Genomic DNA, 15,863 nt, shown 5'->3' with positions numbered 1-15,863 from the left:
TCTTTAGAGAATATCCATACTCATGGCGAGCCCCACGGGGGCGACGTGCACAATCACGGACTTCTATTCTCTTTAGAGAATATCTGTTCACGTACCTTCCGGCCTCTAGGTTGATGGATATATCTGATACTTCTATTCTCTTTAGAGAATATCCACGATTGGTGAGGCTGCAGGTATTGCGGGTAGTCTAGCGGCTGCACTTCTATTCTCTTTAGAGAATATCGCAACGAATAACCATAATGGTGTTGGTGATTACGTGAGTGGACTTCTATTCTCTTTAGAGAATATCCGGCAGAACTTCAACCCCAGTACAAATGGAAGGTCAAAACCCCAGAAATGAACTTCTATTCTCTTTAGAGAATATCACGTCCTCAGGAATGCCGAGGCATTCATTAACCTGTACAGCAATGAGACTTCTATTCTCTTTAGAGAATATCCGTGCAGTCACTACAGTTAATGAGCAGTCAATTGCAGGGGCAGTTTACTTCTATTCTCTTTAGAGAATATCTACACTAAGGATGGTAAGAAAGTCATAGTTTCACACAGTGATTTTTTTACTTCTATTCTCTTTAGAGAATATCGCTTCACGTTTATTAAACCCTTGATTAATTGCATGGCTTCCTTCCACTTCTATTCTCTTTAGAGAATATCCCTCGGACCTAGGTTAGAGGGGTATATGTTAATCACGAGCACATTGTACTTCTATTCTCTTTAGAGAATATCCACCCCTCAACTGCAGGGTGAGTGTGTAGACAATCACCGTGGTGAACTTCTATTCTCTTTAGAGAATATCCTCGTCCAGCACCCTCACGATTTCATCCTTGTTCTCCCTAATGAAGTCGACTTCTATTCTCTTTAGAGAATATCCCCAACCTGTACTCGTGGTTTGAGGGTCAGGAAAACATACTTCTATTCTCTTTAGAGAATATCGAAGAACGGTGGTTTTTACACGCTTGGTGATAGGGTGAAGGCGTACTTCTATTCTCTTTAGAGAATATCAAAACACTCGTGAGTATTTCATCAGCACGCTTCGGCTCGTCCACTTCTATTCTCTTTAGAGAATATCACGGTAGCCCTACCTTGATTGACTTGCTGACTGACTTGCTGATTACCTTGCAGACTTCTATTCTCTTTAGAGAATATCCAGAGACGGGCGTGATACTGGCAAGTTGAAAAACAATGTCACTTCTATTCTCTTTAGAGAATATCGGTGGAATCACGTGTCTCCCAGCCGTATATGAAGGAAACAATACTTCTATTCTCTTTAGAGAATATCTAAGACGTTATTTTATAAGCTTATTTATAAGTCTTTCTTCATGAATATGAGCTAATTAATGGAATAATTATATCTATGTACGTTTATGGTACGTGTTTGTTCTTACGATTGTTTTGTCAGATTATTTATTATTCTGATGTTTGTGTTCAGTTTCTTATTATTGTAGTTGTTCCCACAATTATTTATCCCATGCATTGCGCTATTGCGTCTTTACTGTGCCCACTAGTATTGTACCTAACGGCGTTAATTCATAGTGGTGCGCCTTACCCCTCTTCTCATAATTAATTAATCTCTTCCTAACGAGCCTCACAAGTATTCTTTGCACTTTGGCCATCGACATGCACTCACTTACTTTCTTACACTCCTTTCTATACTCGTTTAGTATGTCCTTAGCCCTATGCTTGCCAAGGCCTATCAACCTTAGAACCCTGTACTCATCAAGCATTAGGTCAGCCAGTTTAGGTACCACGGGCCAGGGAATAACCCTCTCCTCAACACTCTTAAATAAAGCCCTGACTGATGGACTCTCCTCCTCAAGCATTGCGAAGACGCTATCCATGGTAATACCCACGTAAGGACCCACAGAGGCTAAGGCCAGCGCCAGAAACATCAATGCCGTGCTAAGCCACCTAAATCCACCAGCCATACCAATTATGACCCTACACGGTACATAAGCCTCAATTAGAGACCTAAGCCTAGCTACACTAGTTGCAATGCCGTCCTTAGGATCAAGCCAAACATCAACAACATTAACCTCACTATCTAACTCATTAATGAATTTATGAAGTGCCTCCATAGTTTGAATTGGCTGTTCCCTACGGCCTCTAAGAATGCCCTCAGGCACAATCCTGGGTTCACTATTCACTAGAAAAACCACATCACCACCCACAGGCCCAGCCCTAGCCAATGCATGCTTCGCATTACCTGGATAAAGCCCAACACTAACCACCACACACTTCCTAACACTCAACTTCTCCATATATTGAGAAGCATACTAAAACAAAGTATATAAACACTTTCAACTATTCAATATCAATGAGTCAGACATACCCGGAAGAAACCCAGAAAGAGAGAACAAATTACCTTGAGTCCATCATAAACTCTCTAGCTGTCTTAGCAAGTGAGAAGATTTATGGTCCGCTGGATGTCCTCGCATCAACACCAGACCCACAATTAGCATATGGAGTGCTCTACAATGCTATACGTTATTTAGCATCTCAGAGTTACTCAACACCTTCAGAGGAGGACATAGATAAATTATTTGCAATTGCCAGCAAGAGACCGGAAATACTTAGGGAGGTTGCCATAAAGGCATTAATTAGAGGTGTAAAAATGAGGTCTAGTAATAAGAAAGAAGCAATGCAGGTGCAGACAAAATAGGTGATTCTGATGGTTTTCGTATCAATGAGTTTTAGGTTCAGGATCGATGTCGAAGCCGCTAATATGGTAGAATCCGTGGGTAATTATTCGAGACATAGAGTCGTGCCTATAATAGCGCAGTACTATGATGGAAACGGTGGTTTAAGGTATGAGCTTACGTACTTACCTGCAATAAGTGGCCAATCACTTGCAAATGCTTTTTCAAGGGCATTGACCGACATAGCATTAAGCAGAAACCACCCGGTTTGTGACATGTGTAGAAATTACGAAAAAATCGGTGGTTTTCCCAAGAGACCTACATTAAGTGATAATGATTCTATCGACAAAAGAGTAAAGGAGTGCATTGTCGAGGATGTCACAGGTTTCATGGCAACTAAGGGTGGTGAGAGAGGTGAAGTTATTAAAAGGACGTCTAAGATATGGTTTAGTTACATGATCCCGGATGCAGATTCTATAAAGCATGCACCACCTATTCCTCAATTTCATGTCCGTTATAGCACTAATGAGAATGAGCAGATGATTTTTTCTATCGAAAGTGGATCAGCAATTTATAGAGTTAAGATTGCTATAGACATTGATAGTATTGGTAAATTAACAGATAATAAATATGTTGATAACAGGCTTGATAGAATTAATGATGTCTTTGATGCATTAGCATTAATGTTTAACGGATATATAGGCGCTAAAAAAGCACGATACTTACCTCAGATGGAATTCCTTGGCGGTATTGCGTCAATTTCACACCCATATAGATTTATGGTAACTCCAGCCAAAGCTAAGCTGGTTAAGGATAGGCTTGAGTCATGGTATTTATATGATACTGTTACAAGAGCCACAAGATTTCTAAGTATCTTTGGCAATAAGGTTCGACTCTCAATATATTATGCCGATAAGGAATTTAACACCTTACTGGCTTCTAAAGATATAACGATAGAAGGAGCCGACAGTCTTGAGGATTTAATCAGTAAAGTGAGGAACTCTGTGCAGAAGCTAATTTAGACGAAGTAATAATGAGGGTATAGACTATGTTAAAATCAAAATTCCTCATTCTCGTTACAGTCGATTTAGAGACTTTCTCTATTTTACCTCCCCACGTATTAGCGTCACGTAGTATTCCTGTTCCAACACCATTAACACTTATTGGAGCCTTACTCTATCCTGTAATGGAGGATAAGTACGGTGTTCGTGAGCCAAATCCAGACAATCTTTATAAGGAAGCATACAATATAGGTATTCATTACGTAACATTTAGGGCTGCGCCCTACGCTACAGTCATGACTCTCGAGAGGGCGATGTCGATAACGTACCAGAGGCGTCTAAAGGAAATGAGTACAAGTATCATTAGCAAGTGCATTGACGTGTTTACTGAAATCGAGAATTACGGATTGAAGGCGACAGAAAACAAATATGGAAGTAATAATGAGTGTATTAAACAATATAAAGAGGTTATTGCTAATACATTCGCAGTTGCGTCGAGGGGCATTACGGTATTCAACGGTACATCATATATTGCTTATATCGTGAATAATGAGGAATTAGTGAAGTATGCTTGGCAAATTGTAAGGATTGGAAGGAAGGAAGATTTAGTCGTTGTACGCGATGTTAAGCTCGTAGGACTTAATGAACTTAAGCCATTAGGTGACGTTTCATTCAACAGCAGGTTTTATGTGCCTAAGGAACCCATTAAGGGCGAACCCATGAATGCATCATTATGGCAAATGCCAATCTACATAAACGGCTCTGTGCATGAAGAAGACGTGTATGTACCACATGGCTTATTTAATTCAACCATTATGGTGGACTCGACCAAGGCAATTACGTATGAGGTGACTATTGACGGAATGAAGGAATTCATCGTTATTCCGAGAGAGGTGATTGAAAATGCCTAGCAAAAAATCGATAGTGGATAAAGAAACAGGTGGGACAGTGGTGATTAACTTCGATAATCTCTATAGTTATAAGTACCTGAGCTATTCGTGGTTTGTAAGATATGCACTTGCATTAACGATTAATGCGCCAAACGACCCATTTGAGGGTTCAATTGACCCTGCATTAATAAAAAGCGATAACACATTGAAGACAATTAACGAGAAAATTCAAGAATTACTGAGCCATAGCAAGAAATCTAAAGTTAACAGTGTTTGGAAGCCGTGCGTGAATAATTTAACCAATGATGACTTACTGGATCCGAATGACTTCGAGGCCTATGTTAAAATAAACACTGACTGCTTCATGAATTTCGAATTCAAGGAGTATACGAGGGTATTTGGTGGAGCGGGAGAAAAAACAGGCAATGCGGTAAGCGTGCCGAGGGCAATCGCCAAGCTAGCCAAGTTGGGTAAGGCATTGACGTATACTGGCGAGTCGTACTTATTTCTTGACATTGACTTTTTATTGCAAAGAAACGTCTATAACTTGGTTAATTTCTTCGTGAGGAGCATTAATAAATTTAAGAAGGAAATAAGCAACGCAACAAAACTTGTTGGTTCGGCGGCACTAATTGTCGACGCACTTCGCAAAGAGGGATTAAGCACTAGGATTAAGGACTTGCTTGAGAGAGGAGTAGTCATGTATGATGTAACGGATAGTGGTGCTTCAATGATAGACTTAACAAGCATCATTAAGCATGTTAATAACCTTAGACTCGCATCGTTTATTCATAGCCTAACCATGCTCATTAATTACCCAATAGCAAGGGATCTACTTAACAAAGTTAGCGAGGCCGTGATTACGTATACGAATACTCATAGCCTATTGCCAGTTTATGAATTCATAAGATATGCAATAACAACATTAGGGAACGAGGAAGTCAGGAAGGAGCTAGGCGATCGCTCGCATGATTTGATTCATGAATTATCTATGATGGGGGGATTATACCATGAATATTAGGCCAGGCATTAATAAAGCCCTGGAACTCATTGAGGGTGGGCATAATCACATTATTCTTGAGTTGCCGACGGGTTATGGCAAGAGCACCGGTGGTCTGGAAATCTATAGGAAGCTAAGTGAACTCGGTATTCCCGAGGACAGGGTCATTCATGTACTGCCGCTTAGGGCTGTTGTTGAGGATTTAGCCAGAAGATTTTATGGAATACTCAACGATAAAGTTGCTTATCAAGCTGGTATTCATAATATAACGATTGATAAGGGAAAGATTATTAGGAAGTCACCGTTTTTTGATGCTGATTATAACATAACCACGTTTGATTCCTTCATTCATAATACGTTTAAGATACCCATTACCGAGGTATTCAGGGAATTGCGTCATTATTATATTCCATTTGCAAGAATATATACATCTAGTGTTATTTTTGATGAAGCTCATATACTTATTGATCCACGTGAGAAAAAGATGTTAACGGGTTTCTTAGCTAGCTTAGAACTACTAAAGAATGCTGAAGATCCAGTAATCATTATGTCTGCTACATTAACGCAAAACGTGAGAAGCGCAATAAGTAATGTACTGCCTGACGCAGTCTTTATCAGGCTTGGAAGTAAGGATGAAAGTAACAATAATAATATCATCATACGCGACGTCGATTTCGAGGAAAAAATCGGTAATACAAGATATAGCATTAACTTCATGAACGCCAAACCCATTGATATTATTAATAAGGTAATAAAGCTCGTCAATAATGATGAAAAGAACGTACTCATTGTCATTAACAATATTGGCTTTGTAACGAAGCTCTACGAGGAATTAAAAAATAGGGGTATTCCCGTTGGCTTAGTACATGGCGAATTAACAAGAAGAGATAGGAGCAGCGTCATTAATAACTTGGATAATGATAAATATAAAGTACTTGTTGGCACTAGCGCGATTGAGGCTGGTATTGATAAATCATTTAATGTATTAATAACAACACCCGATGATGCGGCAAGCCTTGTACAGAGGGTCGGGAGAATTTGTAGGTATAGTGAGTGTAATGGTGAACTATACTTCATATGTGAGGATGATGGGAATGATAACATCAAGTATAGTAAGAAGTTATGTGATTACTTAATGAAGAAAGGCAGTAAAATTAATTGGAGATTACCGTATTCAAAGGATGGCAATATTAGCTATGTTGAAATGCTTGAGGAATTCAAGCCGTATAAGGAAATCGAGGTGTCTCACGATTATTTACTAAGCTTCAAGGCATTAGAAAGACCCTATATACCTCACGACTTAATTAATTACCTATTTAATAAGCAGTTTAACTTTAACCTGGCTAGGAAGGAATTAATCGAGGTTTATGTAAGAGGGAGGGACGAATTCGCACGTGCGAGTCCTGACGATGTCGTGCTTGATTCATACACGACGGATCTCGATAATGCACCGATTGACTGCATTGAGTCGTTGGGTTACGTTGATGAAGAGCCAGTACTTATTTCTGACTCATCTTTAGTCCAGGACTTCAGAGACCCAGATAGAATAGCCAATGCTTATGGAAAATTCGTAGAGAATTACGAAGCCACGCCAATCATGATAATCAAGCCTAATTGCTATAGGGGTGCATGATCATGTGCTGGGCAAACTACCCTAATCACGGCATTAAGGAGAAGCTGGAGCCCTTAGGTATTCATTTAATTAATGTTGCCGAGGGCATGCTTAAGCACCCCGACTTTAAGAGAATAAGCAAAAAACTAAGTAAGGCGTATGGTATCGACACCAAGGTATCTCAAGACATTATCTTCCTAATTGGGTTACTCCATGATATTGGGAAGGCACATACCAAGTACCAAAGAGAGCTAGAGAAGGGGTTCAGCAAGCACGAGTTCTACTCAGCATTTGCAGTGAACTACGTCCTTACCACGAGAAATGTCGATGAAACAATTAAGACCCTCATCACCTACCCAATAATGCTTCACCACTACGCGCAAAGGTACGACGCCAACAAGGCATACGGAGGCGTGTCGAATGAACTCGGCATTAAAGAATCACCAGTTCTCCCAATCCACAAGCAATGCATTAAGGACGTAATCAAAGCATTAACTTATGGGGAATCAACCGTAGTCAGCGACTTAGGCAAGGACATAATCAATGAATTAATAAAGGAAGTAAAAACAAGCAACGTCCTCTACCTCTACCCACTGGGTAACGACCCACTAAAGCCCTTGCAATCAATCATCCAGCAGAATCGATGGTTCGGCATAACCGCCTTAACGGGAATCCTAAACGAGGTTGACGGAAAAACAGCAAGAAGGAATAGGCGTGATAAAATATGATTGTATCATTAATTATTTACTTCTCTATTGAGCATCCAATAAGATTTAGAACATGGAATGGTAGATTTGTAAATAGGGTAATTAATGAGACCCTTGAAAGTATAAACGTTAAGGTACAGCACGGTGCTAGAGAGAAACCCTTTACATCGACACCTATACTTGATTTAAAGAATGCCGTTGTAAACGTTTTAAGTCCAGGGAATCATTACTGGTTCAGAGTCTCGCTGTTCTGTAATGAGGTAGATTGCCCAGGAGCCATTGAGGCGTTTACAAGTCCCATGTTCCAATTATCAACTGGTGAAGTGCTTAATATCATAAAAATTAACTTGAATAACTCAGAGCTGATAAGTAAAGATCACGGTGAAAATGAGGATATTAGGGCTGTTATTCATTGGCGTGTTAGGTTTTGGCCTACTTCGTTTATTTTTAGGAGTCAATATGTTACTTGGCCTAGTCCTGCCAGGTTCTTCTCCTCAGCCGCCCTAACTCTTGTTAGGGTTTTGAGGGGTAGTAATGCGTTGATTAGTAAGGGTGGTGAGCCGTTAATTGGCATTATTAATGATGCCGATTTTAAGGGCTTTGTTAAGGACTTGGTCTTTAACACGGAGGTTCTTAGCATGAGGGTTAGGAGACTCATGATTAACCTGGGTAGGGGTAGGAGGCTTCCTGCGTTTAATGGTGTTGCTGAGTATGTTACCTATACGGATAGGCCTGGTTTGTTTAGGCTCCTTCTTGATGTTGCTAATGCCTATGGTGTGGGTAAGAATAGGGCGTTGGGTCTTGGTTATGTTAATGTTGACGTGCTGGGGCAGCACCTATTGCGTTAACTGTGTTTTTCGTAATAGCCATTCTTAACCTAGTTATCATAAATGTAGGTCAGTAGCATGGGTATATTAAGTCCCAAGGCCCCCCAGTTCCGAACCTCATCAATTACTAGGATAATCATTTCGCCTAGATCCTCTGCAACTTTATTCACGGTCTCTGGTAATGATGTTAATACGGCCCTGCCTCTATGCCATGATATAGATACGCTCAGTGGTGATGTATTTACTGAAATTCCATCAATGTTACGTAATAAACCCAGTAATCTATCCCTAGCATTAGATCTCTGCCGTAGAAAGTTGATTAAGGCCTGTGAAGGCTCAATCATGAAACCCCCTAATGCTCATCCTACCCTAATTAATCACTATTCTTCTTGCGTCAATCAGTATATGCAGTACCCCATAACTATTTAAGAAACTCCTTAACAGACTAGACTTGCCCATCCTCCTAAGGCCTAGAATCACTGCAATCCCATCATCCCTGTAGCGCATCATTAACTGACCAGGTTAGTTTTGAAGTCATACAATTCCTTAGTATATTCCTGGGGTTTTTAGATCGAAAAACACTGGTACCACCAGTTACAAGTGGTAGTACCAGCTAATGATCCTTTGCTTTACTTTTTTGTTTAATTATTTGTTTAAATGGCTTGGTTTGTATTTCCTTTATTTTGATGGGTTAGGTTTAAATATTGTTTAAAACGGAGGACTTCGTGGGTAAGTTAAGGGTTTTACTTGTTTCGGATCTACATGGCTCTAGTGTGGCGTATGGTAAGTTGTCTAATGCCATTAAGTTCTATAAGGCTGATGTCGTGGTCTTCGCTGGTGACCTTACTGGCAAGGCCTTGGTGCCTATTATTAGGGATGATGGCTCCTTCAGCCTTGGTTCCGGCGTTAGTAAGTACTTGGTTAATGTCTTTGGTGATGTGAAGGCAGTGGGTGATAAGGACCTTAACAAGGTAGTTAAGGATTTGAGGGGTAGGGGTTATTACCCATTCGTTACTGATAAGGCTGGTTATGAGGAACTAGCCAGTAATAGGGATAGTGTTAGGGAGACCTTTGTCAAGCTCATGATCAATGCCCTGGAGGAGGACCTGGGCAAGGTCGTTGCTAGGTACAGGGAGGCCGGTGTCAAGCTGTTAATAATGCCGGGTAATGATGACTATCCCGAAATTGCGGATTACGTGAGGAAGCAAGCCTCTGACGTGTTAGTGCCTATTGATGAGGATGTTATTGAGTTCAATGGCTACTACTTCCTGGGCTTTGGGTACTCAACACCAACGCCCTGGAACACACCTAGGGAGGTCAGTGAGGAGGAACTTGGGGCAAGGGTTGAGAAGTTGATTTGGAGTGTTGATCAGACAAGGCTTGGTAGATTGATAATGGTTATTCATGATCCACCATACAACACACTCATTGATCAGGCTTATCAATTGAATAAGGACTTTAAGCCCGTGGTTAGGGGTGGCGAGATTGTGAGGACTCACGTGGGTAGTAAGTCGGTGAGGGCTTTGATTGAGGAGTACTCACCATTGATGGGGATGCACGGTCACATACATGAAGCTCCTGGCATTGACTATGTGAGGAGTAATTCAGGTGCCAAGGTCCCTGTGATTAACACAGGTAGTGAATATTCGGAGGGTGTGCTTAGGATGGCTTACCTAATTATTGAGGATAATAAATTGAAGAATTACTTCCTAGTCAAGGGCTAAGGGCTGGATTAGGTAGGATTTTTAAATAAGGCATTCGAGAGAGGCTCAACGTGGAGGTAAACCTTGAAACACTAATAAAGGACCTGGCCATTAAGGCGGGTTCATTCGTCAGATCCAAGGCTGAGGATCTAAACTATAGGCAAATAATGAGGAGGGGTTCAACAGATGTTTCCAGGCGTATTGACCTTGAGGTTGAGGATTTAATAATCAAGGGTGTTGAGGAGGAGGGTTTGAGGGCTGTCGTAAATACTGAGGAGAGGGGTGTTGTTGAGGTTGGTGGTGGTGAGCCTGAGTACGTATTCGTGGTTGACCCATTAGATGGGTCATTAAACTTCGTACTCGGTATACCCTTCTACTCAATATCAATTGCAGCGGGTAAGTACAGCAGTACTCCCAGGTTTAGTGATTTGACGGATGGCGTTGTTTATTACGTGGAGAAGGACGCGCTCTATTACGGCGGTCTGAAGGGTGTTGATTTTAGGGGTGATGATCTTAACGACCTTAATGAGGATATTGATAAGCCAGTAATATCGCTTTACCTGGAGCCAGATGTAAATGAGAAATTGCTTATGGGGCTTAGGGGGATTTATGATAGGTTCGGTAGGTTTAAGATTAGGAGTCTTGGTGCTGCTAGTCTCGAGATGGTCATGGCATCAATTGGTAGGTTCCTAGCCTTCATGGACCTTAGGAATAGGCTTAGGATATTCGACATAGCCGGCGCCTACGTAATTGCCAGGGCGATGAGGACCAATACATACACGCTGGGCGGTGGTGATTTGGGGAGTGAGTTGGTTAGTAGTGATAGGAGGTTTAGCCTGATTGTTAGTAGGAATAGTGATTTCATAAGGGGTTTTCTTGGGTTATTGGGTGTCAAGTGAAAGTTTTGCTGTTCTAATTAGCTAATTAGTTAGGAGGGGTTAAATAGGCGTTTACTTAACGTGAATTTAATGAGGATTAGACTAAACCTTGATTGTCCAAGGTGTGGAGGTGCATTGTTTATGGAGGAGAATGAGGAAAGCGTCACCATTTATTGCACAAGGTGCGGCCTTAGGGCTAGTTGGAGATTACGTGATGCGGCCAGGAGGGCATTGAGAAATATTGATGGTTCATTAATATTTGATTGGAACTCTGTTATTGATGAATTATACCTTGAATTGGCAATTAATGTTCATTAAGTGGGTAATACTTGTTCATGAACCAGAAAGATTAATTTAAGTCAAATACGGAATATCTAACGAAGCAATACTGGTGATTTAATTGTCGGAGGAGTTAACACCGCAATTGAATAAGAAGTTGAAGGAATGGCTACTAGAGCTAGCTGGTAAAATAAACTGGAGGGTAGATAAGGTCCTCGATTCATACAGGTTAGCCCAACGTTCAGTGATAATTGATGTTAGAGACGATGGTAACTCAATAAATGGCATAAGACTGAGGGTCCCATCAGAGACTAGGGATAATGCGTACTACTACGTATCCGTAGGCCCATACGGCGCAAAATGCACCTGCGAGGCCTCCGTAATTAGGGGCGAGGTTTGTAAGCACATGGTCGCGGGACTCATAATGTGGAACATGCTCAGTGTGATTAAGTACGGTAAGTGGCTTAATCTTAATGAATTAACATGGTTAAAACAGACACAGGACAATGAGCGGGTATAAAATAGGTTTACTATTTGTTGAGGGTAGATACCTAGCGTAAAAGGTCGTGTCTTTAATATTATGTATGGCAACCCTCATGAAGTAATCAAAGCATTAATTCACTGGACATACATACTAATTACTTCTTAAAAAGATACATTAGTGAATAAATTGATTAACTATGACCTGGAAGAAATACCTATTATTGGCAATAATACTCTCTATCACGGTATTACTAATAACCCACTACACATTGTCCGCAAGTATTTATGATGAATCCTCATCAACTCCACCGCCATCATCATACGTACTCATAAACATCACAGCACCAAACTACACCACCTGGACAATATACGCAAACGCCTCCAATGTATGGTACGCGTATTACCAGGGAAGTGGCTCCCAAGTCTTTGGGCCAGCATACGTTGGCGAGCCTGGAACAATAGTCACATTCAACGTTGCGTCAACCACAAATTGCGAGTATCCATCAATAACCTATGAACCATCAAGCAGCATAGCATTATCAGAGGGTGCCAATTACGAAATGATAGCTATTAATTGCGTCTCCTATGTTAACGCCACAATTAATGTAACGAGTGGAGGAGGCATAATAATGATACTTAGTACACCAGGATTTATAACGACACAATCACTAATTATTAATGGCCCAACCATCCAATCAATGGTTCTACCCGTGAATACCACGTTATTTATAATAGCGTGGCCGTTCTATGGATATACCCTTGAGGGGGTTTATGTCGATGGTACGGCAATAAACTATACGGAAACACCGTATGGTTCATTCCACACTGAGGTAATGCTATCAACGAATTCAACAATTACTGTGGAGTTCACGAATGCGACCAGTAGCTCATGAGTTTAATGACAAGGCATTAAAATAATTAAAAATGTCAATTTAATTTCCCTACATTTTCGCCTTTGAGGTTAACTTGGCTCTAGTAAGTTATGTTAATATCAACGTGCCTTTTCCTAGCCAACTCACTAATGGCGTTCTCAAGCATACGCCTAGCCTTACCTGAACCACCTATCGTAATATGCATAGTACCCTCCTCTTTACCATGCTGTGTGAAAACAACTCCATAAATAACCCATGTTGCGTCCTTAACCACGTAATACTCAAGGGATTGATCCTCGAAATCCCTCTTAATCAACTCACCATCACTTAGGGTAAAGTAGATCTCAGGTTCATCATTGGATCGATCCTTGCCTCCCAGGGATAATAGGGCTACGAATCCCGGTGTTTTCTTCTCAAAGTCCACGAGTACTGACTTAACACCATTCTCCCTAATGAGCCTCTCTAGTTCATTTACAAGCGTGATGGCGCTTATCCTATCCTTAACTAGATACATCAATAGTGATTTCTCACCGAAAATAATAAGCCACTAACGTATCCATAATTAAGATTTTAAGGGTGCTTAACATGTATTATTTCGTGGAATACCTGAGGAGGGTTATGGAGGCCTACGACATTATTTCTAGGGCATATCCCGAGACAAGGGAAGGCGGTTTGCTGGCTGGGGCTTTGCTTAGTGAGGTTGGTGATTTCATTAGGGAATTAGCACCACGCTTGGTGCTTGATGTTGGTGCTGGGGCTGGTGGTAACCTGGAGGTTTTGAGGAAATTCCTGGGAAATTCCATGTATATTGGTTGTGAGTTGAGTATTGGCATGATAAGGGCTTCAGGGGGAGGTATTGAGTGGATTAATTGTTCAAGTACTCACATACCAATCAGGACTGAGTCACTGGATCTAGTGGTGTCCATTGCTGTGCTTCATCACATACCAAAGAACTTAATTATGGATGCACTTAGGGAGATTCGTAGAGTGCTTAGGATTGGTGGTGCTTTCATAACTACCGTATGGGGTTGTGAGGGGGAAGTACTAAGGCGCCTAAGGGGGTTGAGTGATTGTGAGGGTTATTTGCCGTGGAGTTACGGCCTTGATAGGGAGGTTCTTAGGTTCTATAGGCTTTACAGGAAGGGTGAGTTGGAGGGTGAGGTCATTAATGCCGGCCTTAATGTTATTAAGAATGGCGTCATTAGGATTGGTGGTTTTATTAATTATTACGTAGTTTCACGGAAATAGGTATATAACCAATATATAGGCAATGCTTTATTCGCATTATGACTAAATTCACGCAGTGGCTTAGTAATGTGCGCCCAGTACTATGATTATCAATTAACGCTGGACAAGATAATACGCAGGGCTGCCCAACTATATCCTGATGTTGAGATTATTAATGCGCCACCCAATGGCCCCATAACTAGGTCAAGCTATGCCAAGGAGTGGGACAGAATACAAAGGCTTGGCTCGGTACTTGAGGAATTGGGTGTGAATTCCGGCGGTCCAGGTAAGTTCGGCAGTAGGGTTGCCGTACTTGATTGGAACACCATTAGGCATTACGAGCTTTACTACGGCATACCCATGTACGGCGCTATACTACACACCGTAAATGTACTACTTGCTCCTGAGGACATAATATACACAATGCTCCAGGCACAGGATGAGGTATTATTCATTAATGAGGACTTCACACCACTTGCGAGGGTTGCTGTATCGCTTGTGAAGACAATAAGGAAGGTTGTAATAATGAGTGATAAGCAGGAGCATGGGGAGGTTACGTTCGATGGAGCCGAGGTTTATTGGTATGAGGATTTAATTAAGGATGCTAGGCCGTACAAATTCCCTGAACTTAATGAGAATACCGTAGCCACAATGATGTTCACATCAGGTACTACGGGTAGGCCGAAGGGCACATACTTCACGCATAGGCAGTTAGTCCTTCATGCAATGTCAGTCGCATTATCAATAACCGCACCACCAATTAACGCGAGTATTTATGACGTTGCAATGCCCCTCGTGCCAATGTTCCATGTACATGCCTGGGGATTACCATACATATCCACCCTCACTGGTATTAAGCAGGTCTATCCAGGGCAATTCGAGTGGGGTTGGATACTGAGGTTGATTAAGGATGAAGGCGTGACAATAATTAACGGAGTACCAACAATACTCTATAACCTACTCTATCACCCAGACTCCCCTAGGTATGACCTTAGGGGATTGAAATTCATAATAGGCGGCGCGGCGCTACCAAGGGGCTTACTCGAGGAGGCAAGTAGGAGGGGTATACACGTGGTTCAGGGCTTCGGCCTAACAGAGACAGCCCCAGTAATCCTGCTGTCAATGGAGAAACCAAACATGAGGAATTGGCCCGAGGACAGGAAGAGGGAACTCGTACTTAGCGCCGGTCTACCAATACCACTAGTGGATATTAGGATTGTTGATGAGCAGGGTAGGGATGTGCCTAGGGATGGGAAGACAATGGGTGAATTAGTGGTTAGGGCTCCATGGATAATTAAAGAGTACCTAAATGATCCTGAGAAGACTAGGAATGCCTGGCGTGATGGTTGGTTCCACACGGACGACATAGCCGTTTGGGATAGCGAGGACTACATATGGATAATGGATAGGGCTAAGGATGTGATTAAGAGCGGTGGTGAGTGGATATCAAGTACGAGGCTTGAAGACCTAATTAGCACGCACCCGGCGGTTTATGAAGTCGCCGTTATTGGTGTTCCACACCCGAAGTGGGGTGAGAGGCCCGTGGCCATTGTAGTTCCCAAACCTGGCCGAAGAATTACCGAGGACGAAATCAAGGACTACCTAATAGGCCTTGTTAATGAGGGTAAAATGCCGAAGTGGTGGATACCAGATAAGGTGGTGATTATTGAGTCCGAATTACCAAAGACGAGTACTGGTAAGGTGGATAAGAAGGTGCTTAAGGAAAGATTTCAAGTGAACTCTTAGTTAAG

General features: G+C 41.7%; 18 protein-coding genes and 1 CRISPR repeat array (1 of these 19 running past the window's edge). Of the genes, 14 read left to right on the top strand and 4 right to left on the bottom strand.

Features of this window, described 5'->3' with window-relative positions:
* Positions 1–1,276: a CRISPR direct-repeat array (repeat unit 25 nt; unit sequence ACTTCTATTCTCTTTAGAGAATATC) (it extends 796 nt beyond the left edge of the window).
* A 199-nt stretch (positions 1,277–1,475) separates the two neighbouring features.
* Positions 1,476–2,255, bottom strand: coding sequence for a hypothetical protein (locus VMUT_RS07205; protein ID WP_013604764.1), 780 nt, complete (start codon positions 2,253–2,255; stop codon positions 1,476–1,478).
* Between the two features lie 56 nt (positions 2,256–2,311).
* Between VMUT_RS07205 and VMUT_RS07200 the strand changes: the two genes are divergently transcribed.
* Genes VMUT_RS07200 through cas6 form a run of 7 tightly spaced genes read left to right on the top strand, consistent with a single transcriptional unit; the run spans position 2,312 to position 8,691 of the window.
* Positions 2,312–2,656 carry a hypothetical protein gene (locus VMUT_RS07200; protein ID WP_013604763.1) on the top strand — a complete coding sequence of 115 codons (345 nt, stop codon included), beginning with the start codon at positions 2,312–2,314 and terminating at the stop codon, positions 2,654–2,656.
* A 9-nt stretch (positions 2,657–2,665) separates the two neighbouring features.
* Positions 2,666–3,655, top strand: coding sequence for a DevR family CRISPR-associated autoregulator (locus VMUT_RS07195; RefSeq protein ID WP_013604762.1), 990 nt, complete (start codon positions 2,666–2,668; stop codon positions 3,653–3,655).
* A gap of 26 nt (positions 3,656–3,681) precedes the next feature.
* The gene (locus tag VMUT_RS07190; RefSeq protein ID WP_148224703.1) at positions 3,682–4,545 is read left to right on the top strand and encodes a Cas5 family CRISPR-associated protein; all 864 of its coding nucleotides are present in this window, start codon (positions 3,682–3,684) and stop codon (positions 4,543–4,545) included.
* A complete protein-coding gene (locus VMUT_RS07185; RefSeq protein ID WP_048056935.1) occupies positions 4,538–5,545 on the top strand; it encodes a hypothetical protein in 1,008 nt (335 codons plus the stop codon). Before VMUT_RS07190 ends, VMUT_RS07185 begins: the two co-directional genes overlap by 8 nt.
* Positions 5,535–7,157: a CRISPR-associated helicase Cas3' gene (cas3, locus tag VMUT_RS07180; protein WP_013604759.1), complete on the top strand. Its 1,623-nt coding sequence runs from the start codon at positions 5,535–5,537 to the stop codon at positions 7,155–7,157. The genes VMUT_RS07185 and cas3 overlap by 11 nt, the downstream gene beginning before the upstream one ends.
* A 2-nt stretch (positions 7,158–7,159) precedes the next feature.
* On the top strand, positions 7,160–7,864 hold the full coding sequence (locus VMUT_RS07175; RefSeq protein ID WP_013604758.1) for a CRISPR-associated endonuclease Cas3'': 705 nt from the start codon (positions 7,160–7,162) through the stop codon (positions 7,862–7,864).
* Positions 7,861–8,691, top strand: a complete 831-nt coding sequence (gene cas6 / locus VMUT_RS07170; RefSeq protein WP_013604757.1) for a CRISPR system precrRNA processing endoribonuclease RAMP protein Cas6 — start codon at positions 7,861–7,863, stop codon at positions 8,689–8,691. The genes VMUT_RS07175 and cas6 overlap by 4 nt, the downstream gene beginning before the upstream one ends.
* A gap of 29 nt (positions 8,692–8,720) precedes the next feature.
* Here cas6 and VMUT_RS12295 read toward each other — a convergent pair whose 3' ends face one another.
* Together VMUT_RS12295 and VMUT_RS12820 are read right to left on the bottom strand one after the other, a co-directional pair.
* Complete coding sequence (locus tag VMUT_RS12295; RefSeq protein WP_013604756.1) at positions 8,721–9,014, bottom strand: ATPase; 294 nt, start codon at positions 9,012–9,014, stop codon at positions 8,721–8,723.
* Between the two features lie 25 nt (positions 9,015–9,039).
* On the bottom strand, positions 9,040–9,180 hold the full coding sequence (locus VMUT_RS12820; RefSeq protein WP_158304798.1) for a hypothetical protein: 141 nt from the start codon (positions 9,178–9,180) through the stop codon (positions 9,040–9,042).
* 194 nt (positions 9,181–9,374) lie between these two features.
* Here VMUT_RS12820 and VMUT_RS07160 point away from each other — a divergent pair, with 194 nt between their 5' ends.
* The 5 genes from VMUT_RS07160 (at position 9,375) to VMUT_RS07140 (ending at position 12,906) form a co-directional block, all read left to right on the top strand.
* The gene (locus VMUT_RS07160) at positions 9,375–10,394 is read left to right on the top strand and encodes a metallophosphoesterase family protein (RefSeq protein WP_237699624.1); all 1,020 of its coding nucleotides are present in this window, start codon (positions 9,375–9,377) and stop codon (positions 10,392–10,394) included.
* A gap of 50 nt (positions 10,395–10,444) precedes the next feature.
* Positions 10,445–11,272 (top strand): inositol monophosphatase family protein, encoded by an 828-nt coding sequence (locus VMUT_RS07155; RefSeq protein ID WP_013604754.1) that lies wholly within the window; start codon positions 10,445–10,447, stop codon positions 11,270–11,272.
* A gap of 69 nt (positions 11,273–11,341) precedes the next feature.
* Positions 11,342–11,569, top strand: a complete 228-nt coding sequence (locus tag VMUT_RS07150; protein ID WP_048056933.1) for a hypothetical protein — start codon at positions 11,342–11,344, stop codon at positions 11,567–11,569.
* A gap of 82 nt (positions 11,570–11,651) precedes the next feature.
* Positions 11,652–12,050: an SWIM zinc finger family protein gene (locus VMUT_RS07145; RefSeq protein ID WP_013604752.1), complete on the top strand. Its 399-nt coding sequence runs from the start codon at positions 11,652–11,654 to the stop codon at positions 12,048–12,050.
* Positions 12,051–12,210: 160 nt separating this feature from the next.
* Entirely contained in the window at positions 12,211–12,906 is a 696-nt protein-coding gene (locus tag VMUT_RS07140) for a hypothetical protein (protein ID WP_013604751.1), read from the top strand.
* Positions 12,907–12,985: 79 nt separating this feature from the next.
* On the opposite strand, the gene VMUT_RS07135 is transcribed toward VMUT_RS07140, so the two are convergent.
* On the bottom strand, positions 12,986–13,399 hold the full coding sequence (locus VMUT_RS07135; RefSeq protein WP_013604750.1) for a hypothetical protein: 414 nt from the start codon (positions 13,397–13,399) through the stop codon (positions 12,986–12,988).
* Positions 13,400–13,470: 71 nt separating this feature from the next.
* Here VMUT_RS07135 and VMUT_RS07130 point away from each other — a divergent pair, with 71 nt between their 5' ends.
* Together VMUT_RS07130 and VMUT_RS07125 are read left to right on the top strand one after the other, a co-directional pair.
* Positions 13,471–14,133, top strand: coding sequence for a class I SAM-dependent methyltransferase (locus tag VMUT_RS07130; protein ID WP_237699623.1), 663 nt, complete (start codon positions 13,471–13,473; stop codon positions 14,131–14,133).
* 66 nt (positions 14,134–14,199) lie between these two features.
* A complete protein-coding gene (locus tag VMUT_RS07125; RefSeq protein ID WP_013604748.1) occupies positions 14,200–15,858 on the top strand; it encodes a long-chain fatty acid--CoA ligase in 1,659 nt (552 codons plus the stop codon).
* The last annotated feature ends 5 nt before the right edge of the window (positions 15,859–15,863 follow it).

This window comes from Vulcanisaeta moutnovskia 768-28 (assembly GCF_000190315.1).
In the GTDB taxonomy this organism is placed as follows: Archaea; Thermoproteota; Thermoprotei; order Thermoproteales; family Thermocladiaceae; genus Vulcanisaeta; species Vulcanisaeta moutnovskia.
Note: the sequence above shows the minus strand (reverse complement) of the source record. Positions and strands in the feature narration are given on the sequence as shown.